This is a genomic window from Mesorhizobium onobrychidis, from assembly GCF_024707545.1.
Taxonomy (GTDB): domain Bacteria; phylum Pseudomonadota; class Alphaproteobacteria; order Rhizobiales; family Rhizobiaceae; genus Mesorhizobium; species Mesorhizobium onobrychidis.
Genome location: NZ_CP062229.1, coordinates 5,953,382 through 5,972,295, shown reverse-complemented (window position 1 = coordinate 5,972,295; position 18,914 = coordinate 5,953,382). Strand labels below are relative to the sequence as shown.

Sequence of the window (18,914 nt, the reverse complement as noted above, 5' to 3'; positions counted from 1 at the left end):
AGATGAACCGCCAAACAGTGACCCATCCTCAAAAGAAGAACACCAACCGCGTTGTCGCCGGCGTCTGCATCGCCTTTTTCGGCGGCATGATCGGCATGGCCTATGCCGCGGTGCCGCTCTATGCGATGTTCTGCCAGGCGACCGGTTACGGCGGCACCGTAAAACGCGCAACGCAGCAATATGCCGACCGCGTGCTCGACCGCGATATCACCATCCGTTTCGACGCCAACACAGTCGGCGTGCCCTGGCAGTTCCAGCCGGTCGCCCGCTCAGTCACCATCAAGATAGGCGAGACGGCGCAGGCGCATTATAGCGCGACGAACAAATTCGTCCGCGCCACCACCGGCCGCGCCACCTTCAACGTGCAGCCGGAACTTGCGGGATCTTACTTCAACAAGGTCGAGTGTTTCTGCTTTACCGACACGACGTTGAAGCCTGGAGAGACGCTGGACATGCCGGTCGTGTTCTATGTAGATCCCGACATCGTCAATGCGCCGGAACTGAAGGACCTGAAGACGATTACGCTGTCTTACACGATGTTCCCGGTCGAGAAGAACGAGAACAACAAGCCGGTGGCCTCGACAGTGCCGGCCGAAGGCACAAGCAACAAAGTTTCACATACCGAACGAAGCCTCGGGGGTTGATATGGCAGACGCGCACGCAAAACCACAACATGACTACCATCTCGTCGACCCGAGCCCGTGGCCGTTCCTAGGCTCGGTCGGCGCGCTGGTCACAGCGATCGGCGGCGTCTGTTACATGCAGTATCTCAAGGGCGGCGATTTCCCCATTTTCGGCTTCAACATCGCCAATCCGTGGCTGTTCTTCATCGGCCTTTTGATCGTCATCTACACCATGTACGCCTGGTGGTCGGATACCATCAAGGAAGCGCATGAAGGCCACCACACGCGGGTCGTGTCGCTGCATCTGCGCTACGGCATGATCATGTTCATCGCTTCCGAGGTGATGTTCTTCGTCGCCTGGTTCTGGGCTTTCTTCGACGCCAGCCTGTTTCCGGGCGAGGCACAGCAATACGCCCGCGCCGCCTTCACCGGCGGTGTCTGGCCGCCGAAGGGCCTCGAGGTCCTCGACCCCTTCCACCTGCCGCTCTACAACACCGTCATCCTGCTTCTGTCGGCCACTACGGTGACCTGGGCGCACCACGCGCTCCTTCATGGCGACCGCAAGGGGCTGATCAACGGCCTGGTGCTGACGGTGGGTCTCGGCATCCTGTTCACCATGGTGCAGGCTTACGAGTATATGCACGCGCCGTTCGGCTTCAGGGATTCGATTTACGGCGCCACCTTCTTCATGGCGACCGGCTTCCACGGCTTCCATGTCATCATCGGCACCATCTTCCTGCTGGTCTGCCTGGTCCGCGCGATGAAGGGCGACTTCACGCCCAAGCAGCATTTCGGCTTCGAGGCGGCCGCCTGGTACTGGCACTTCGTCGACGTGGTCTGGCTGTTCCTGTTCGCGTCGATCTATGTCTGGGCCTCGAGCGGTGCGGTGATCGAAGGTCACTGAATCTTCTTGGGGAAATCGATGAGGCGGCTGCGGCGACGTGGCCGCCTTATCTTTTGGGGTGAAGGGCACTAAAGTATCGGAATGAGTGACGACAAGGCGATCTGGCCACCAATCGATCCGATTTCGGCTGGCCTGCACGGCCGCTGCCCGCGCTGCGGCGAGGGACAGCTGTTTTCCGGCTTCCTCACCGTCGGCAAACGCTGCGGCAATTGCGGCCTCGACTATTCCTACGCCGATGCCGGCGACGGTCCGGCGGTGTTCGTCATCCTGATCATCGGCTTCATCGTCGTCGGGCTGGCGCTGTGGATGGAGGTGACGCTCAGTCCGCCGCTCTGGCTGCATTTCCTGCTGTGGATACCGCTGACGCTGGTGCTTTGCCTGGGCGCGCTCAGGCTGATCAAGGGTGTGCTCCTGACGCTGCAATACCGCAACAAGGCGGCAGAGGGCAGGCTGGACCTCGGCGAATGAGCACGACATCCGCCTCGATCGCAGGCCGTTCGCGGCCGAAGACGGCATTGCTGCTTGGCCTCGGCCTCGTGCTGTTCTTCATCCTGCTGGCGCTCGGCACCTGGCAGGTCCAGCGCCTGTACTGGAAAGAGGGTCTTCTCCAGACCATCGGCCAGCGCACGCATTCTGCACCTGTGCCGTTGGCCGAGGTCGAAAAGCGGTTCGCCGCAACCGGCGATGTGGATTACACGCCGGTGACGGCATCAGGCACATTCCTGCATCAAGGCGAGCGACATTTCTTCGCGACCTGGGAGGGCCAGTCCGGTTTCGATGTCTTCACGCCCTTGCATCTGGAGGACGGCCGCTTTGTTCTGATCAATCGCGGCTTCGTGCCCTACGATCTCAAGGACGCGGCCAAGCGCCCGCAAAGCCAGGGTGCGGGCCAGGTAACGGTGACGGGGCTCGCCCGCAATCCGCTGCCGGCAAAGCCCTCGATGATGCTTCCCGACAATGATCCGCAAAAGAACATCTTCTACTGGAAGGATCGCGATGCCATGGCGGCCAGCGCTGGTCTGCCGGCCGGCGCGGGGTTGGTGCCATTCTTCATCGACGCGGACGCCACGCCGAACCCGGGTGGGCTGCCGGTCGGCGGCGTTACAATCATCGACCTGCCGAACAGCCATTTGCAATACGCCGTAACCTGGTACGGCCTTGCCGCTGCCCTTGCCGGCGTCCTCATCTTCAGGCTTCGCCGCCCGGCGAAAGACGCATCGGCCCGAAAATCGGAATCGATTTTCGGGAAGCACGATGCGTAGATTGAAAGTGTTAGAGCGTACTTTGTGCGTCCAAAAGGACGCACGTCGCTCTAATGATCGGCACCGGCGCCCTTGACAGGGCCGGGGTGCGCACCTCATTTCGCGCTTTGAGTTCAAGACTTGAGCTCACGTTACGACCAACCGGCCGGGAATCATGCTTCACACGACCACAAAGCCACCGCTGACCGTAAGGCTCTGCCAACCGCGGGGCTTCTGCGCCGGCGTCGACCGCGCCATCCAGATCGTCGTGCTGGCGCTGAAGAAATACGGCGCGCCGGTCTATGTCCGCCACGAGATCGTACACAATCGCTACGTCGTCGAGGGGCTGCAAAGCCTCGGTGCGGTCTTCATCGAGGAACTCTCCGAGATACCGGCGGAGCATCGCCAGAGCCCGGTCGTCTTTTCGGCGCATGGCGTGCCGAAGTCGGTGCCGGCGGACGCCCAGGCGCGCAATCTCTTCTATCTCGACGCCACCTGCCCGCTGGTGTCGAAGGTCCACAAGCAGGCGATGCGCCATCAGCGGCTCGGCCGCCATGTGCTTCTGATCGGCCATGCCGGCCACCCGGAAGTGATCGGCACGATGGGGCAATTGCCGGACGGCGCCGTCACCTTGATCGAGACCGAAGCCGACGCGGCGAATTTGGTGCCCGCCGACCCGCAGGCGCTCGGTTTCGTCACCCAGACGACGCTGTCGGTCGAGGACACCGCCGGCATCATCCGGGTGCTTAAGGATCGTTTTCCCGATTTGCATGCGGCGGCAGCGGAATCAATCTGCTACGCCACCACCAACCGTCAGGAAGCGGTCAAGGAGACCGCCGCGGGCTCCGATCTCTTCCTGATCGTCGGCGCCCCCAACTCCTCCAATTCGCGGCGTCTTGTCGAAGTGGCCGAACGCGCCGGCGCCTCGATGTCGCTTCTCGTGCAGCGCGCCTCCGAAATTCCGTGGACCGACATTGCCGGAATCTCGACACTCGGTCTGTCGGCCGGCGCGTCGGCGCCGGAAATCATCGTCGACGAGATCATCGACGCCTTCCGGCAGCGCTTCGACGTGACGATCGAGCTGGCGGTAACGGCGACGGAAACGGAGGATTTTCCGGTGATGCGGGTCCTGCGCGACGTCGAACTGACGGCGGCCGACATGGCCTTCGTCAACGGAGCCGCGTGAAGAGCCCATGGCGGTCTACACCGACGTCAACGAAGGCGATCTCGGCGCGTTCCTGGAGGCCTATCCGGTCGGCGATCTCCTATCCTATAAGGGCATCGCCGAAGGCACCGAGAACTCGAATTTCCTGCTGCACACGACCAGCGGCTCCTACATCCTGACGCTCTACGAAAAGCGCGTCGACAAGGCCGACCTGCCGTTCTTCCTCGGCCTCATGGGTCACCTTGCCAGGAAGGGCATTTCCTGCCCGCTTCCGGTGACGGCGCATGATGGCGAGGTCATCGGAACGCTTGCCGGCCGGCCGGCGGTCATCATCACTTTCCTCGAAGGCCTTTCGCTGCGGCGGCCGACATCAGCGCATTGCGGCGAGGTCGGCAAGGCGCTGGCGGCACTGCATCTTGCCGGCGCCGACTTTCCGATGACCCGTCCGAATGCTCTTGCCATCGATGGCTGGCGCAAGCTGTGGAGCGCCGCTCGCCCTCGCGCCGACGAGATCGAGCCGGGACTGGCGGCCGAGGTCGATGCCGACTTCGCCGATTTCGAGCGGAACTGGCCCAAAGACCTGCCGGAAGGCATCATCCACGCCGATCTTTTCCCCGACAATGTCTTCTTCCTCGGCGAAAAACTGTCCGGCCTGATCGACTTCTATTTCGCCTGCAACGATCTCTACGCCTACGATGTCGCTACCTGCCTCAACGCCTGGTGCTTCGAGAAGGATTTTTCCTTCAACCTGACCAAGGGCACGGCGCTGCTTGCCGGCTACCAAAGCGTGCGGCCCTTGAGCGGCGAGGAGAAAGCTGCGCTGCCGATACTGGCGCGCGGCTCGGCGCTGCGCTTCATGCTGACCCGGCTTTACGACTGGCTGACTGTTGCCAATGGCGGGCTGGTTATAAAACGCGACCCGACCGAATACATCCGCAGGATGCGTTTCCACCGGGCGATCAAATCTCCTTCCGAGTATGGACTGGCATGACCAAGCGCGTTGAAATCTTCACCGATGGTGCCTGTTCTGGCAATCCGGGGCCTGGCGGCTGGGGGGCGGTCCTGCGCTTCAACGGCGTCACGAAAGAACTGTCGGGCGGCGAGGCTGCTACCACCAACAACCGCATGGAACTTTTGGCCGCCATCTCGGCGCTCAATGCGCTGAAAGAACCCTGCGCCGTCGATCTTTATACCGACAGCAACTACGTCAAGGACGGTATTTTCAGCTGGATCGACGGCTGGAAGCGCAACGGCTGGAAGACCGCCGCCAGACAACCGGTGAAGAATGCCGAGCTGTGGCAGGCACTTGACGAGGCGCGCAACCGTCATCAGGTGATCTGGCATTGGGTCAAGGGCCACGCCGGCCATCCGGAGAACGAGCGTGCCGACGAGCTGGCGCGGCTCGGCATGGCGCCGTTCAAGAAAGGCCCCGTCAAGACCGCGGCGCCGAAGCCAGGCCCGCAGTCGAAGCAGCCGGCGGTCGCAAAGCCACGGCGCTCGACCCAGAGTTATTGAATTTCGGCTGCGGGTCCGCTCTCGGGCAGGAAGGCCTCTATCATGCCGATCGCATACTACATCACGCATCCCCAGGTTCGGATCGATGCCAATGTTCCAGTGCCAGAGTGGGGGCTATCCGACATCGGGCGAGCGAGAACGTCTGCAATGCTCGATCAGCCGTGGGTTCGGTCGATCCGGCGTATCGTGTCATCGGGTGAACGCAAGGCGATAGAAACCGCCGAGATACTCGGAAGGCATCTCCGCCTTGAGGTCGAGGTGAGGGAACGGATGCATGAGAATGACCGATCGGCAACCGGTTTCCTACCGCCTGCGGAGTTCGAAGCGGTCGCGGACCAATTCTTCGCCAATCCATACAGCAGCATTCGCGGATGGGAGCGGGCTATCGATGCTCAGCATCGTATTCTGAGCGAGGTAGACACTGTGCTCGGCACAGATGACGCCGCCGACGTTGCTTTCGTGGGCCACGGAGGTGTCGGAAGGCTTCTGCTGCTTTCTCTCGGCGGGCGGGAGATCAGCCGCGAGGCGGATCAGCCAGCGGGCGGCGGGAACTATTTCGCGTACGATATCCGCGCGCGTCGCGTTGTCCACGGATGGCGGCCGATCGACAGGCTGGCGCAGCACCGCGACGATTAATTTGGCTAACGGATCAGCAGCGCCGTGCCGAAAAGTCCGAGCGCGAACACAGAATGCGACACGAGGTTGAGGGCGCGGATCTGCATGGGGTTGGGGCGCTTTGATGCGGCCCAGCCGGCACCCATGCCGGGCGCCAGCAGGAACCAGCCGGCGCCCACGGTAACGATGCCGAGGATGAAGGCCGGCAGGAAGGTCGGCGCGGCCAGCCACGCCGCTCCCGCCAAAACGGCCAGAACGATGCCGTAGACGATGCCGACAAAATAGTGGAAGGCCCAGCCCAGCGCCGATTCATGCGCGTAGGGTGCTGCCTCGCCGACGTCGTCGTGGAACACCTTGCCGCGCTTCAGATGCCAGACCCAGCGACCGACCAGTCCCCAGTTCGGCCGCGGCTGAGCAAACACGGTGTTCAGGAAAATCGCCCAGAGGTCCATGAGCGCCGTGGCGCCGATGCCGATCGCCACAGCGCGCCAGAAGATGTCAAACATCATTGAGGTCCCCCAAAGCAAACAATCCCTAATGCATGTCGTTCAAAAGTGCGCAACGGTTTTGGGATAACGAAAAACAAAGACTTAAAAGCGCGACGCGCTTTAAGAGCCCAAGCCGAAATCTAAAGCTGTCCGAGAATATGAGCCGCCCCGGATTCGTCGACGCCGGGCTTTGTCTCGACATTGAGCGCGGTGACCTTGCCGTCGTCGACGATCATCGAAAACCGCTTCGAGCGCAGCCCCATGCCGCCGCTGGAAAGATCGGCGTCAAGGCCGATCGACTTGACGAAATCGCCATTGCCGTCGGCAAGATAAAGGAGCTTGCCTTCACCGCCGCTGAAGCGTGCCCAGGCGCCCATCACGTGAACATCGTTGACGGCGACGACGGCGATGGTGTCGACGCCGCGCGCCAGGATGGCGTCGTAATTGTCCAGATAGCCGGGCAGATGATTGTTGGAGCAGGTCGGCGTGAAAGCGCCGGGAACGGCGAACAGCACCACCTTCTTTCCCGAGAAAATCTCGGCCGTCGTGATCGCTTTTGCGCCGTCAGCAGTCATCGTCTTGAAGGTCGCATCGGGCAGTTTATCGCCAACGGCAATCGTCATCATGGTCCTCACTTGAGAGATGGAATGGAAGTGTTCTTGCGATAGCGAACTCAGGTGTTTCCCGCAACATCGGGGAGCCGGGAACAAAAGGACGTTCGACCTGAACATCCTTTGCTCGGGATCAAGGGAACGGCAGCAGGCCTTCGACCGCGCCGGCCGCAGTTGTCAGCGTGTAGTAAAGTCCGCCATCCGTCGGCGTCGTCGTCGGCCTGTCGAGGATAGGCACGGTAAACACCAGCTTGCCTTCCTTTTCGCTGCGGGCCGGCACGCCGAACATGTAATCCCGCTCACCGGCGACGAAGAAATCCGCTGCTTCGGGATTGCCCGGAAAGCTCGCCTCGACAATCAGTGTCTCGCGGTCGCCCGGCAGGATATTGATGCCGAAATCGGGTCTTGCGGGAGCAGGCAGGCTTGCAAGGGCCGCCTTCACCAACGCGGCATCTTCGACATTGTCCGGATCGGAGCCCGGATCGATGGTCAGCTTCGTCTGCACCGGGATGCAGATCGTCTCGCAAATGCCGAGAAAGATATCGGCATCGATGACGGCCGGCTCGTTCGGCGCCGACAGCGTGAAGGTCACCGGCAGCGAAACCGGACGGTCATAGCCGGCCCATTTGCCGTAGCCGTCGTCGTGGCGCTGGGGCGGCGGAAACGAAAACGTCGCGTTGGCAATGTTGGTGCTGGCCGAGATATCGATTTGCGGCGGCACGCCCGCGTCGCCCGGATCGCGCCAGTAGGTTTTCCAGCCAGGCTTGAGCGCAACTTCGAGGACGCCATGGATGCGCCCGGCTTCGTCGGGCTTGCCGCTGGTCACAAGCCGCACTTTGCCGCCTTCGCTATTGTACCAGATCGACGAGGAGGCTGCGGCGGGAAGGCCGGTTCCACATCCAACAGCGGCGCTGAGCAGCAGGACTTTCAAGCTTTGCATGGCGGTGATTTGAGCGTCCGTTCATGGCTGCGCAATGACTTCATGGCGTCGTTGCTATCATATTTGCGTGACCTCGGGCACAGCTTTCGCGTGACCTCGGGCACAGCTTTGCGTGTCCTCGGGCACAGCTTTGCGTGACCTTAGATGCACATCTGCGACCAAATCGCGCGCGGCGCATCTTTTCGGCGCTCCAGAAACGCGTTACGCTCTTCCTCATGGACTTGTTGCGCCACAAGAAGATGGCTGCGGGACGCGGCTTTCTCGACGACCAGTTCCTGATTGCCATGCCCGGCATGAAGGACGACCGCTTCACGCGCTCCGTCATCTATGTTTGCGCGCACAGCGACGAAGGCGCGATGGGCCTGGTCATCAACCAGACGCAGCAGATGCTGTTTCCGGATCTGCTCGTGCAGCTCGGCATCATGAACGAACAAGAGGCGATCCGCTTGCCCGCGCAGGCCCGCGACTTCGTCGTGCGCAACGGCGGACCGGTGGACCGCAGCCGCGGCTTCGTCCTGCATTCGGGCGACTACCGGGTGGAATCGTCGCTGGCCGTCTCCGACGACATTTGCCTGACCGCGACCGTCGACATATTGCGCGCCATTTCGTCGGGCCGTGGGCCTCGGCACGCGCTGATGGCGCTTGGCTATTCGGGCTGGGGCGCCGGTCAGCTGGAAAGCGAAATCGCCGAGAACGGTTGGCTGACCTGCCCGGCAAATGCGGAGCTTCTGTTCGATACCGACATCGAGCGCAAATACGACCGGATTCTCGCTTCGATCGGCATCGATCTCGCTCATCTCAGCCTGGCGGCCGGGCACGCCTAGTGGTGAAAACCCGATACCTGGCTCATTACCGCCGCATTGCCATCGCCAGCCGTTTGCCCAAATCGTAGACGAGATTATCGAAACCCGCTGTCCAGGACAGGTCAGCCTCTTTCACGCGCGTTTCGACATCGCTGTATTTGCCGATGCGGGCTTCTAGGAAGGAGCGCAGGCGCTGGTGAAACTGGCCGACGGTGAGCTGATTTCCCTCGGCCTTGAAGATGGCAGTATTGAAGCGCGCCGCCTTGGGGAAGATTTTGCTGGCCGTGGCATTGGGCTTCTCTTCGGCATTCGACAGGAGCGTTGCTGCCCCGTTTGTGCCAAGGAAATGGGGGAGGTAAAGATCCCTTTCGTCCATGGCCTTCTCGAGACGGGCCTCGATGCGTTCCTTGGCCGCGAGAAGGTTCTTGGCCGCAAGTGCTGCCGACAGATAGGGATCGCGCCTGAATTCAAGGATGCGCTCTTCTTCGGCCTTGTCGTCGACGAAATGGTGTTCGCGTTTGCCCTCGGGGCGGGTCCGGATCAGTTCCGCTTCGTCGCCCAGGCCGAACTCTGCACCGTAGTTCTTCACGGCCTCGAGCCATGTCTGGTCGAGGAACTGCATAAGACCAAGTGCCGACCCTTTAGGCGGGCGGTTGTTGATGTTGAAGGAGGACTCCTTCTCGGCGATCGCGAAAAGGGTGTCGGCAGGAAATTGGGTGTCCTTGGCGGCACGCAGAATCTCGCTGGCAATGTACTGCGACACCTTGTATTCGCCGAACTCGTGCACCGACATGCCGACGACGATCTGTTCCGCGCCTTCGGAAAGGATGGAGACGGTGCCCTTCAATGCATCGGCCAGGGTGCCTTCTCCCTTGCGTCGGGAGGTCGATATGGTGCCCGGATCGATGATGTCGAACTCGGGCGCGGCCGAAGGGAAATTCAGAGCGGAGTACGGAACAGCAGTGGCAACCGCGGCTTGGGTCACTCCGTTGGCCAAGACTCCCGAATAGACCGGCCATGGCATGGCTGCCACTGTCGCCGCCAGGCCAAGCCCCGCGATCCTTTTCGACAAAGGCCGTCGGCCCAAAAGGATGACGCTTCCGCAAGCAAAGAATTCAAATGTTCTTTGGAGTGACGCCAGGTCCCCCTCCGTTCCTTGTCTAGCCGCCCAGATATTTTGGGGCAGATCTATTTCCAACGTTGAGCCGTCAACGTCGAAAAAGACAAGAAGAACGGTCAGTGCTTGCTCTAGCTAGTCATGGATCGTGGCGGTACAATGGCCGCAATGCGGCGAGGACAGTTCGTAATGTACAATAAGATGATTTTATCGAGCGTTGCGTAGGCGATGCGTTGCTTGTGAAGAGAGATCATTTAGCCTTTGGCTGTCGCCAGATTGGTGCTGAGCTCGAAGGCTAGTTCCGACCCGTTGGTGTATGGCTGCAGCACGGGCACACTCTCGCTCACGATCGCCTCCACGACGCGCTTGCATTCCTGATCACCCATTTCCTTGGCTAAGGAACTCATCCCGACCAGCGCCATCGTATTCAAATGCAGGAAAGGTACGCCTTCCCCGAAATGGATGGTGCGAGAAACAATCCTCGATCGGACCTCGTGGAAGCCGGCGTCTCGCAGCCGCGCCTCAAGTGGAGCCGCTTCCCCGAAGCTGTACCGTTGATTGGCGATGGCGCCCAGATGGCGCTCCGCGACGCGGCGCAGTTCGCGAAAGAACGGGATTTCGTCGTCCGGGCGCCACGTGGCGATCGCCAGCCTACCACCCTTCGCCAGCGCGCGGCGCATCTGCGCCGCCGCCGCGGGTTTGTCAGGAAAGAACTGCAGTCCTTGCTGGCAGACGACCACGTCGAACATCTCACCGTTACGCAGAGGCAGCTCGCCGGCATTGCCCTGACGCCAGTCAATGGCTGGTTCTACAGCCCGCGCCACGGCAAGCATGTCCGGGCTGATGTCGACGCCGACGATATATCCGGCTTCACCAAGTCGCTCTCTTGCAACGCGCGCCACTATTCCTGTTCCGCCAGCGATATCGAGTAAGCGATCGCCCGAAGACAATTCCAGCTCGTCAAGAGCCATCTCGGCCCATGGACGGAAGAGAGGGCCGACGAGCCACCGCTCGTACATCTCCGGGAAACTTGCCTGGTTCATTGTGTAGCTGGGCAAGGTCATGATCGTCCTACCTCAAATTTCCATCCGGCCGTCGCGAGCCTTTCTCCGCGCTAGATCCAACGGGACAACTACCCTTCGCACCTGAACAACCTATGCGGCTTTCGGGCAGTCAGGCTCGCATAGGCGAAGCGGCCGAAGAATGAGGGTCCGCGCCTCGCGTTTCGAGGATCCGCAAGGCGGGATCAAGATCGGCAACGTGGCCCTGACTTCAGGCGTTGCTTTCAGCCGTTTTCAACCGCCTGTAGCGAGCAGGGCGCATGACTATGGCAGATCTACTCCACCGGCACCAGCAGGTGCTCGTAGGGCGCGTCGGGTCACATTTGGCGCCGTAAAGTGACGTTTTGCATCGACGAGAAGCGAGAACCCTTCAGCGGGCTTTGGACCAGCAGCCAGAGCGCTCCGCCGGGATGACAACACTCTTCACATCACGCGGCTTCGCCGCGTGCAAGGGCCGCCGCCTGCTCCAGACTCACGCCCTTGACCAGGGGGGTCAGCGTGCCGATGCACCAAGCGCCATTCCGCCTCTTCGCGGCGATAGACTAAGGTAACCCGCAGCGGCCAATTCTGGGCTGGCAGACCGCCGACCTCGACGTGCGGTCGTTCAATGATCGCGAGGACCACCATGTCGGCGGAACCATAGGCTTGAAGAAGCTCCTGCTCGAAGGTGCCGTTCTTGAAAAAGCGGCCCATCGCCTCGATCCGCTCGGCAGTCAGTTCAGAAGCCCGCGTGGGCTTTCCGCCGAATGGAGACATCAGCATGAAGTCCTCGGTATGTGGGATCACCTCGTAGTACTTCGTTATCTCCCCGCGCATCAGCGCCGAATTTGCTTCCGCAGAACGCTCGACAAGATCGGCAACCGTCTGGTCTATAGTAGGCTCCTCAAGAGCCTGTGCCGAGGCTTTCGTTAATCTTGCAGTTTGTGACAATGCCACGCCAGCGCTTGCTGCGGCGAGAAGGGATCGTCGTGAAACCGGCATGCGGGTGCTCCCTGCATCTGTTTCCGATGCGAAGCGCGCCTTGCGCTGCTCCGCTTGCTCAGGAGATCGCACTTCAATGATGCTGAATCCAGTGATATGATTTCATCGATATGCTGAACAGAATTGACCTTTCCCGCGCAGACCTCAACCTCCTCGTTCTGTTTGAGATCATGCACGACGAACGCCACGTGGGCCGGGCGGCCGAAAAGTTGAATCTGACGCCTTCGGCAGTCAGTCATGGGCTGGGCCGGTTGCGCCGCCTTCTCAATGATCCGCTTTTCCTCAGAACGCCGAAAGGTGTTGTGCCGACGGCGCGCGCGATGGAACTCGCCTCACCAATCGCGGACGTCTTGGCGCGGGTGAGGAGTGTCATCTCGACCGCCGAGCCATTCGACCCGGCGAACTCCACACGCCGGCTTACGATCGGTGCTCCCGACGGCGTCGCGGCGGTCTTCCTGCCGCCGCTTCTTGCCGAGTTGGGTCGGACCGCGCCTGGCATTGACATCGGCGTGCGTCAGTTGCTTCCCGCGCCGGGAGAAACCTCGCCCGAGCGCGCTTGGCGCAGCGCCTTTGCCGATTTGGAGGCAGGCGCGATGGACATTGCGGTCATCCCGTCTGGCCATATTCCCACGCGCTTCCATGCGCGCAGCCTCTACAACGAGGATTTCGTCCTGGCGATGCAGGCTGGGCATCCGTTCGCGGACGATCCTACGCTGGAGCACTATTGCGAGATGAAGCATCTGGTCGTCTCGTTCACTGGCGATCCTCATGGCTTCGTCGACGAGGTTCTGGCGACGCAAGGCTATTCGCGGCGGATCGCACTAACCGTACCCAGCTTTATGTTCGCTCTCGCCGTCCTAGCCGACACCGACCTGATTTCCGCACTGCCGAAGAGATTTGTCGCCAGGCATGCAGCGCGGTTCGGGGTGGTAAGTCTGGAAGCCCCCTTGCCACTGACGACCTTCCAACTCAACGCCATCGCACCGAGGGCTGCGATGATGGATGCGGGGCTGGCTTGGATCTTCGACCTGCTTGCGCCCAGGCACGAATGCTGGGGTTAGCCGTCCGCCCGTAGCTGGAGAACCTCTGGTTAGCGGCTGGCGCGGGGCGGCGCTGGATGACTGGATATCGGGACCTTTTCAAGGCAGCCCGCCGCACTGATTTGCAGGGGGCAAATGCAGCAGTGATGTCGTAGCCGCAACCGGGATGGCCTACGTCCGGGATGGGTCACGGATCGTCGTGTGGCTGCCCAGAAGGAAAGGCATGGAAGGGTTCGTCCTCTGCACCCAAAAATGCGCAGCGATTGAGTGTCGGTAGGTCCTGAACAGGGTCGGTACCGGCCCGAGGACCGCCAGGGCGGCATCTCAAATCAGCAGTAGCTCAAGCCTCAGCAATAAACGCCTAGCCTGGCCAATCGAACGTCTGGGCAGCTCGGACCATTGCCGCCGTCGCCGGGCTATAGGGCCGGCCTGGAACGCTAGCCAGGGACACCGTGCGTGCCACCGCGGGTTCGATCAGCGGACGCTGCAAAAGTTCAGGCGATGTCACCGAATATTCAGGCATGAAGGCGAAGCCGATCCGCGCCAGCACCATTGATTGGACCCAATCCTCGCGCTCGGAACGAAAGCGGGCATAAAGGCTGACGTTTCTTTCCCGGCACACACCCATTACCAGGTCCCGCATTTCGCAGGACAGACGATCGACATAGGGTTCTTGAGAGAGATCGACCAACTTGATTGCATTGAGGCTCGCAAGCCGGTGATCCGGCGCGAATACGACGACGTAGCGCTCACTGTAGAGATCATGGACGCGGAAAGCCGCTCCCAATCCCTCCAGCGGATTGAGAACGGCAAGATCGAGATCGCCTTGCTCAAGCCTGTTTTTCAGTTCCTGAACGCTCGCCTCGCTGACTTCAAGCTCGACGCCATGATAGTCGCGCTGGAACTTTGCGAGGAACCGGGCGAGTTTCACATGGCCGATGGTCGACATGACGCCGAGGCGGATCGGCACCTGGTTGAGCAGCCTGAAATTGTCGGCAAGCGTTCTGGTTGCGTGGGTCTCCTGCATGATCTGCTGAAGATGCGGCAGGATGGAGCGCCCGAACTCACTCAGGAGGACGCGCTTTCCCTCGCGGTGGAACAAGGGCGCGCCAAGCTCATCCTCGAGCGTCTTGACCGCTTTGGTGAGCGCCGGCTGAGACACATTGCAATCGGTGGCGGCCTTGGTGAAGTTCAGCATCTTCGCGGCGGCAAGCACGTAGCGGACCTGAAACATCTCCATGGCGAGCCCTCCCGAGGCGGTTCCACGAAACGACATTGTAACCCTTTCATCGATAACTGTCGGCTATCGATCGATAGAAAAAATGTCGTTCTCTTTCGCCCGCCGCTGCATTCAACTCCTGTGGTCACTGTTCACAGGAGGAGATCTGGAAATGACTGTCTACATGGTGGAACGCGATCTCAAGCGCATCAGCATGGAAGCTCTGGGAGATGCGCAGAAGGCGGCGATCAGCAAAGCCGCCGAGATGACCTCCAACGGCACCGACATCAGCTATCTGCGCTCGACCTTCGCACCGGAGGACGGACGCTGCATGTGCCTGTTTAACGCTGCCTCCGATATCGACGTGAAGCGTCTAAACGACGATGCGGGGCTGCCCTATCACAGAATCGTACCGGCGCTCGATCTTACCCCATAAGGCCACACGACCGGGCTCGTGATGAACATCCGGGCCCGGTGTTCTTGCGGGTCATGCGCAGCGCGCCAGGCTGATCATTTGGAACGACGGAAAGACTAGGACGTTCGTGCTGCATCCGCTAGCTCACAGGTCTAACGCTTGTTGTTCCCAGGAGTCGGAGGCGTACGATGTTTGGCAATTCGGGCATCATTCTTCTGCCTCGCCCGCTTGAGCGTCGTGTGGATACTCTTGCGCAGTCGTTCATGCGCCAGCGGCTCGGATCGCAGATGGACTTCTCGACCCCGGAAGGCGAGCCGGCGCTGTTACCGCCCAACTCGGTGTCCTGGCGTATTTTCAAGAACCCTGTTGCGCTGTTCATCGGCGGGGTTACTGCGGTGCTGCTCGAATTGGCAGAGCCGCGGGTTCGCGACGCCATTTGGCAGCACAGCACATTCCGCTCGCACGCGCTCCGACGATTGCAGCGTACCGGCCTCGCTGCCTTGGTTACGGTCTACGGCCCTCGAACCAAGGCTAAGGCCATGATTGAAGGTGTGGTCAGGATGCATGGGCGCGTTTCAGGTCGAACCAGCGAAGGTGAGCCATACCACGCCACCGACCCGGAGTTGCTGGACTGGGTGCAAGCGACGGCGGGGTTTGGTTTCATGGAGGCGTATCACGTCTATGTGCATCGTCTGCATTTTTTCGAACGGGACGCGATGTCTGCTGAGGCTCGCCCCGTCGCGCTTCTCTATGGTGCGGCCGGCGCGCCCACGTCACAGGCCGAGCTTTACGCGCTGTTCGATGTGATGCGGCAAAGACTCGTCCCATCGCCGATCGTCTCGGAGTTCCTGGAGATCATGGAAGACGTTCCCGCCTTGCCGGGAGTGGCTCGACCGCTTCAGCGGCCATTTCTGAAGGCGGCAGTCGAGATCCTGCCCCGCTGGGTGCGCAAGCGCTTGGCACTCGGCGACCGATGGACGTTGAAGCCGTGGGAGCGTGCTTTTGTGAAGACGACGGCTGCAATCTGCGAGAGCATCGTGCTCCCTTCATCACCAGCCGTCCAGTCGTGCCGTCGCCTCGGCCTTTCCGAGAACTATCTCTATCGCCGACGTTAATTTAATTCAGGCTTTCCAACATTGACGGAGCCGCGCCACGGATAGGAAATTAAAGTTTTCGATACTGCGCGACCAGAAGGATTAACTTGCAACCTCCAAGCGCCTGAAAGCGGACCCCACCAGTCGCCCAAAACTGTGTAGCGGTTTTGCGACAACGACTTGCACGAAATCAAGCCCTAGTCAGCGGATACTGTTCCTTCAGCGTCTTCAGCACCTGATCGCCGGGCATCGGCGCGCCGAACATGAAGCTCTGCACATACTCGCAGCCCATCTGGCGCAGTTTGAGCGCATCGCTTTCATCCGAAATGCCCTCGGCCACGACCGAAAGGCCGAGTTCATGTGCCATGTTGACCATGGATTTGAGCAGCACCGCGCGCTTCGGTGTCGCGTCGTCGACGAAGCTCTTGTCGATCTTGATCGTGTCGAACGGGAAGCGCGTCAGATAGGCCAGCGATGAATAGCCGGTGCCGAAATCGTCCAGCGACAGGCCGATACCAAGCTTCTTCAGCTTGTTCAGCACATGGGCCGTCTGCTCGGGATTGTCCATTACCAACGATTCGGTGAGTTCGAGCCGGAAGCAGCGCGGCTTCAGATTGGCCCGCGCGATCACCGAGCGGACGTCACTGACCAGATCGCGGCGGATGAGCTGACGGCTGGACAGGTTGACCGAAACCGACAGCGGCGCGTCGCCGATCTGCTTTTGCCATCCGGCCAGATCTTCGGCGGCCTGTTGCATGGCGAACAAGCCAAGCTGCACGATCAGGCCGCAGCTCTCGGCGACCGGGATGAAATCGCCCGGCGGGATCATGCCGCGGCGCGGATGGTCCCAGCGCAAAAGCGCCTCGAAGCCGGCAACGCTGCCGTCTTCGAGCCGCACGATGGGCTGGTAAGCGAGTGTGAATTCGCGCCGTTCGATGGCGCGGCGCAGGTCGGACTCGAACTGCAGCCGGTCGGTGCCAACGGTCCGGAAGGCGGGGCGGAACGGCTCGATCCTGTCGCCGCCGAAACGCTTGGCCTGGTGCATGGCAAGCTCGGCGTCCTTGACCATATCCTCGGCCGAACTCTGCGCCGAGGTCCAGGTGACCAGCCCGATCGAGGCCGTCAGCACGATCTCGCGCTTGGCAAAGGTGATCGGATTGTTGATCGCATGCTTGATGGCGTCGGCAACAGCGGCGATGCGGGCCGGGTCCTGTTCGGAAAGCAGCATCAGTGCGAACTGGTCGCCGGCAAAGCGTGACAGCGAATCCTTCGGCTTGAGCAGCCGGTGCAGCCGGCGCGCAATGGTGAGCAGGATGGTATCGCCGGCCGAGATGCCGAGCCCGTCATTGACCTGCTTGAACCGGTCGATGTCGATGACGAAGACGGTCGGACGCACCTTCTCTTCCGTGCGCGCAATCGAGATGATCGCCTCCAGCCGGTTCATCAGCAATTCCCGGTTCGGCAGACCGGTCAGATTGTCGTGCACGGCATCGTGCAGCAGCCTCTCCTCGGACTTCTTCTGCTCCGTCACGTCGACCATGGTGCCGACGCAGCGGATGACCTCGCCGTCTGATCCGATCACCGGCCGGGCGCGCAGCGAAAACCAGTGATAGTGCCCGTCGGCACCGCGCAGGCGGAAATTCTGCGACACACGGCCGCGCCGGTGTTCGAGCACCACGTCGAGCGTTGTGCGGAACGTGTCGCGATCATCGGCATGCAGCACCGGCAGCCAGTTGCGGGCGGCGCCGCCCAGGCTGTCGGGCGCAAGGCCAAGCTGGATGCTGACATCCGGCTTGGTGACGACGCGGTCGCGCATCACGTCCCAGTCCCAAACCGTGTCGCCCGATCCGGCGACGGCCAGCGCCTGCCGTTCGAGATCGGAGAACAGGCCCTGATGCAGCGCGCCGCCTGCAAAGGCGTGCTGCATGACGGTGAAGCCGATCAGCAGGATGATGAGGATCAGCCCGCCGCCCAATGCCGGCTGGGCGATGTCGTTGTCGAGCATGCCGGTGATCGCCATCCACGACCCGCATAGCCACAACAGGACCATGACCCAACTGGGCACCAGCATGATGGCACGGTCGTAGCCGCGTATGCCGAGGAAGATGATCAGGCCGAGGCCGGTCAGCGCGGTGGCGGCGAAGGACAGCCTGGCGATGCCGGCGGCGACCGCCGGATCGACGATTGCAACGCCTGCGATCAGTACCAGCCCCAGAATCCAGACCAGCGCGCCGTAGCTGAAATGGCCGTGCCATCGGTTGAGGTTGAGATAGGCGAACAGGAACACCACGAAGGTCGCCGCAAGCGCCACCTCCGTTCCGGCTCGCCACATCTGCTCGTTGCCGGGCGATATTTCCAAAACCTTGTTGAGAAAGCCGAAATCAATGCAGATATAGGCGAGCACCGCCCAGGCGAGTGCTGCGGTTGCCGGGAACATCGAGGTCCCCTTGACGACGAAAAGGATGGTCAGGAACAGCGCCAGGAGGCCGGCGATGCCGATGACGATACCGCGAAACAGCGTGTAGGAATTGACCGAATCCTTGTAGGATTCCGGATCCCATAGATAGACCTGCGGCAGTTTGGGCGAGGCAAGTTCGGCAATGAAGGTGATCACCGTTCCGGGGTTCAGCGTCACCCGGAACACATCGGCGTCAGGGCTGGCCTGGCGATCGAGCGCGAAGCCCTCGCTGGGCGTGATCGCGGCAATGCGGGTCGAGCCGAGATCCGGCCAGAAGATGCCGGAATTCACCAGCCGGAAATGCGGTGCGACGATCAGCCTGTCGAGCTGCTGGTCGGTGGTGTTGGCAAGTGCGAACACCGCCCAGTCGCCGGTCGAGCGCGCATCATTGGCCTCGACCTCGATGCGCCGCACGATGCCGTCCGGGCCTGGAGCGGTCGACACCTGAAAGTTCTCGCCCTGGTTGCGGTAGATTTCGACGGCGCCCGAAAGATCGAGCGCCACGTCGTCGCGGGCGATCTTGATCGGCTCGACGGCGAAGGCCGAGGACGCCGCGCAGAGCACGACGATTGCCGTCAGCACAAAGGCGAACAACGACCCGATTCGCAGGAAATTCGTCAAAAA

Annotated in this window: 20 protein-coding genes; 12 read left to right on the top strand and 8 right to left on the bottom strand. The window is 61.3% G+C overall.

The window, feature by feature from the left end:
- The first annotated feature begins 2 nt into the window (after positions 1 to 2).
- The 8 genes from IHQ72_RS29485 (at position 3) to IHQ72_RS29450 (ending at position 6,084) form a co-directional block, all read left to right on the top strand.
- Positions 3 to 644 carry a cytochrome c oxidase assembly protein gene (locus tag IHQ72_RS29485; RefSeq protein WP_258119023.1) on the top strand — a complete coding sequence of 214 codons (642 nt, stop codon included), beginning with the start codon at positions 3 to 5 and terminating at the stop codon, positions 642 to 644.
- 1 nt (position 645) lies between these two features.
- Positions 646 to 1,527 carry a cytochrome c oxidase subunit 3 gene (locus tag IHQ72_RS29480; RefSeq protein ID WP_258119022.1) on the top strand — a complete coding sequence of 294 codons (882 nt, stop codon included), beginning with the start codon at positions 646 to 648 and terminating at the stop codon, positions 1,525 to 1,527.
- An 81-nt stretch (positions 1,528 to 1,608) separates the two neighbouring features.
- Positions 1,609 to 1,995: a DUF983 domain-containing protein gene (locus IHQ72_RS29475; protein ID WP_258119020.1), complete on the top strand. Its 387-nt coding sequence runs from the start codon at positions 1,609 to 1,611 to the stop codon at positions 1,993 to 1,995.
- Positions 1,992 to 2,789: an SURF1 family protein gene (locus IHQ72_RS29470; RefSeq protein ID WP_258119019.1), complete on the top strand. Its 798-nt coding sequence runs from the start codon at positions 1,992 to 1,994 to the stop codon at positions 2,787 to 2,789. The genes IHQ72_RS29475 and IHQ72_RS29470 overlap by 4 nt, the downstream gene beginning before the upstream one ends.
- A 154-nt stretch (positions 2,790 to 2,943) precedes the next feature.
- On the top strand, positions 2,944 to 3,954 hold the full coding sequence (ispH, locus tag IHQ72_RS29465) for a 4-hydroxy-3-methylbut-2-enyl diphosphate reductase (protein WP_258119018.1): 1,011 nt from the start codon (positions 2,944 to 2,946) through the stop codon (positions 3,952 to 3,954).
- Positions 3,955 to 3,961: 7 nt separating this feature from the next.
- Positions 3,962 to 4,924: a homoserine kinase gene (locus IHQ72_RS29460; protein WP_258119015.1), complete on the top strand. Its 963-nt coding sequence runs from the start codon at positions 3,962 to 3,964 to the stop codon at positions 4,922 to 4,924.
- A complete protein-coding gene (gene rnhA / locus IHQ72_RS29455; RefSeq protein WP_258119014.1) occupies positions 4,921 to 5,448 on the top strand; it encodes a ribonuclease HI in 528 nt (175 codons plus the stop codon). Before IHQ72_RS29460 ends, rnhA begins: the two co-directional genes overlap by 4 nt.
- A gap of 42 nt (positions 5,449 to 5,490) precedes the next feature.
- Positions 5,491 to 6,084 carry a histidine phosphatase family protein gene (locus IHQ72_RS29450; RefSeq protein WP_258119013.1) on the top strand — a complete coding sequence of 198 codons (594 nt, stop codon included), beginning with the start codon at positions 5,491 to 5,493 and terminating at the stop codon, positions 6,082 to 6,084.
- Positions 6,085 to 6,089: 5 nt separating this feature from the next.
- On the opposite strand, the gene IHQ72_RS29445 is transcribed toward IHQ72_RS29450, so the two are convergent.
- The 3 genes from IHQ72_RS29445 to IHQ72_RS29435 all read right to left on the bottom strand — a co-directional run bounded on the left by IHQ72_RS29445 (position 6,090) and on the right by IHQ72_RS29435 (position 8,102).
- On the bottom strand, positions 6,090 to 6,569 hold the full coding sequence (locus IHQ72_RS29445; RefSeq protein ID WP_258123975.1) for a DUF2938 domain-containing protein: 480 nt from the start codon (positions 6,567 to 6,569) through the stop codon (positions 6,090 to 6,092).
- A gap of 122 nt (positions 6,570 to 6,691) precedes the next feature.
- Entirely contained in the window at positions 6,692 to 7,174 is a 483-nt protein-coding gene (locus IHQ72_RS29440; RefSeq protein ID WP_095492395.1) for a peroxiredoxin, read from the bottom strand.
- A gap of 121 nt (positions 7,175 to 7,295) precedes the next feature.
- Complete coding sequence (locus tag IHQ72_RS29435; RefSeq protein WP_258119011.1) at positions 7,296 to 8,102, bottom strand: protein-disulfide reductase DsbD domain-containing protein; 807 nt, start codon at positions 8,100 to 8,102, stop codon at positions 7,296 to 7,298.
- Between the two features lie 215 nt (positions 8,103 to 8,317).
- Here IHQ72_RS29435 and IHQ72_RS29430 point away from each other — a divergent pair, with 215 nt between their 5' ends.
- A complete protein-coding gene (locus tag IHQ72_RS29430) occupies positions 8,318 to 8,926 on the top strand; it encodes a YqgE/AlgH family protein (protein WP_258119010.1) in 609 nt (202 codons plus the stop codon).
- A 25-nt stretch (positions 8,927 to 8,951) separates the two neighbouring features.
- Here IHQ72_RS29430 and IHQ72_RS29425 read toward each other — a convergent pair whose 3' ends face one another.
- The 3 genes from IHQ72_RS29425 to IHQ72_RS29415 all read right to left on the bottom strand — a co-directional run bounded on the left by IHQ72_RS29425 (position 8,952) and on the right by IHQ72_RS29415 (position 12,064).
- Positions 8,952 to 9,977 carry a transglycosylase SLT domain-containing protein gene (locus IHQ72_RS29425; RefSeq protein WP_258119009.1) on the bottom strand — a complete coding sequence of 342 codons (1,026 nt, stop codon included), beginning with the start codon at positions 9,975 to 9,977 and terminating at the stop codon, positions 8,952 to 8,954.
- Between the two features lie 299 nt (positions 9,978 to 10,276).
- Positions 10,277 to 11,086: a class I SAM-dependent methyltransferase gene (locus IHQ72_RS29420; RefSeq protein ID WP_258119008.1), complete on the bottom strand. Its 810-nt coding sequence runs from the start codon at positions 11,084 to 11,086 to the stop codon at positions 10,277 to 10,279.
- Positions 11,087 to 11,506: 420 nt separating this feature from the next.
- A complete protein-coding gene (locus IHQ72_RS29415; RefSeq protein ID WP_258119007.1) occupies positions 11,507 to 12,064 on the bottom strand; it encodes a nuclear transport factor 2 family protein in 558 nt (185 codons plus the stop codon).
- A gap of 110 nt (positions 12,065 to 12,174) precedes the next feature.
- On the opposite strand from IHQ72_RS29415, the gene IHQ72_RS29410 reads away from it, so the two are divergent.
- Positions 12,175 to 13,125: a LysR family transcriptional regulator gene (locus IHQ72_RS29410; protein WP_258119006.1), complete on the top strand. Its 951-nt coding sequence runs from the start codon at positions 12,175 to 12,177 to the stop codon at positions 13,123 to 13,125.
- A 340-nt stretch (positions 13,126 to 13,465) separates the two neighbouring features.
- Here IHQ72_RS29410 and IHQ72_RS29405 read toward each other — a convergent pair whose 3' ends face one another.
- Complete coding sequence (locus IHQ72_RS29405) at positions 13,466 to 14,344, bottom strand: LysR family transcriptional regulator (RefSeq protein ID WP_258119005.1); 879 nt, start codon at positions 14,342 to 14,344, stop codon at positions 13,466 to 13,468.
- Between the two features lie 151 nt (positions 14,345 to 14,495).
- Here IHQ72_RS29405 and IHQ72_RS29400 point away from each other — a divergent pair, with 151 nt between their 5' ends.
- The gene (locus IHQ72_RS29400; RefSeq protein WP_258119004.1) at positions 14,496 to 14,759 is read left to right on the top strand and encodes a DUF4242 domain-containing protein; all 264 of its coding nucleotides are present in this window, start codon (positions 14,496 to 14,498) and stop codon (positions 14,757 to 14,759) included.
- A gap of 167 nt (positions 14,760 to 14,926) precedes the next feature.
- Positions 14,927 to 15,853, top strand: coding sequence for an oxygenase MpaB family protein (locus tag IHQ72_RS29395; RefSeq protein WP_258119003.1), 927 nt, complete (start codon positions 14,927 to 14,929; stop codon positions 15,851 to 15,853).
- A 169-nt stretch (positions 15,854 to 16,022) separates the two neighbouring features.
- On the opposite strand, the gene IHQ72_RS29390 is transcribed toward IHQ72_RS29395, so the two are convergent.
- Positions 16,023 to 18,911, bottom strand: a complete 2,889-nt coding sequence (locus tag IHQ72_RS29390) for an EAL domain-containing protein (RefSeq protein ID WP_309508707.1) — start codon at positions 18,909 to 18,911, stop codon at positions 16,023 to 16,025.
- Positions 18,912 to 18,914 lie beyond the last annotated feature (3 nt).

Coding starts and splice junctions, on each gene's coding strand:
- IHQ72_RS29485 (WP_258119023.1), top strand. CDS start 3: ATGAACCGCCAAACAGTGACCCATCCTCAAAAGAAGAACACCAACCGC.
- IHQ72_RS29480 (WP_258119022.1), top strand. CDS start 646: ATGGCAGACGCGCACGCAAAACCACAACATGACTACCATCTCGTCGAC.
- IHQ72_RS29475 (WP_258119020.1), top strand. CDS start 1,609: ATGAGTGACGACAAGGCGATCTGGCCACCAATCGATCCGATTTCGGCT.
- IHQ72_RS29470 (WP_258119019.1), top strand. CDS start 1,992: ATGAGCACGACATCCGCCTCGATCGCAGGCCGTTCGCGGCCGAAGACG.
- ispH (WP_258119018.1), top strand. CDS start 2,944: ATGCTTCACACGACCACAAAGCCACCGCTGACCGTAAGGCTCTGCCAA.
- IHQ72_RS29460 (WP_258119015.1), top strand. CDS start 3,962: ATGGCGGTCTACACCGACGTCAACGAAGGCGATCTCGGCGCGTTCCTG.
- rnhA (WP_258119014.1), top strand. CDS start 4,921: ATGACCAAGCGCGTTGAAATCTTCACCGATGGTGCCTGTTCTGGCAAT.
- IHQ72_RS29450 (WP_258119013.1), top strand. CDS start 5,491: ATGCCGATCGCATACTACATCACGCATCCCCAGGTTCGGATCGATGCC.
- IHQ72_RS29445 (WP_258123975.1), bottom strand. CDS start 6,569: ATGTTTGACATCTTCTGGCGCGCTGTGGCGATCGGCATCGGCGCCACG.
- IHQ72_RS29440 (WP_095492395.1), bottom strand. CDS start 7,174: ATGACGATTGCCGTTGGCGATAAACTGCCCGATGCGACCTTCAAGACG.
- IHQ72_RS29435 (WP_258119011.1), bottom strand. CDS start 8,102: ATGCAAAGCTTGAAAGTCCTGCTGCTCAGCGCCGCTGTTGGATGTGGA.
- IHQ72_RS29430 (WP_258119010.1), top strand. CDS start 8,318: ATGGACTTGTTGCGCCACAAGAAGATGGCTGCGGGACGCGGCTTTCTC.
- IHQ72_RS29420 (WP_258119008.1), bottom strand. CDS start 11,086: ATGACCTTGCCCAGCTACACAATGAACCAGGCAAGTTTCCCGGAGATG.
- IHQ72_RS29415 (WP_258119007.1), bottom strand. CDS start 12,064: ATGCCGGTTTCACGACGATCCCTTCTCGCCGCAGCAAGCGCTGGCGTG.
- IHQ72_RS29410 (WP_258119006.1), top strand. CDS start 12,175: ATGCTGAACAGAATTGACCTTTCCCGCGCAGACCTCAACCTCCTCGTT.
- IHQ72_RS29405 (WP_258119005.1), bottom strand. CDS start 14,344: ATGGAGATGTTTCAGGTCCGCTACGTGCTTGCCGCCGCGAAGATGCTG.
- IHQ72_RS29400 (WP_258119004.1), top strand. CDS start 14,496: ATGACTGTCTACATGGTGGAACGCGATCTCAAGCGCATCAGCATGGAA.
- IHQ72_RS29395 (WP_258119003.1), top strand. CDS start 14,927: ATGTTTGGCAATTCGGGCATCATTCTTCTGCCTCGCCCGCTTGAGCGT.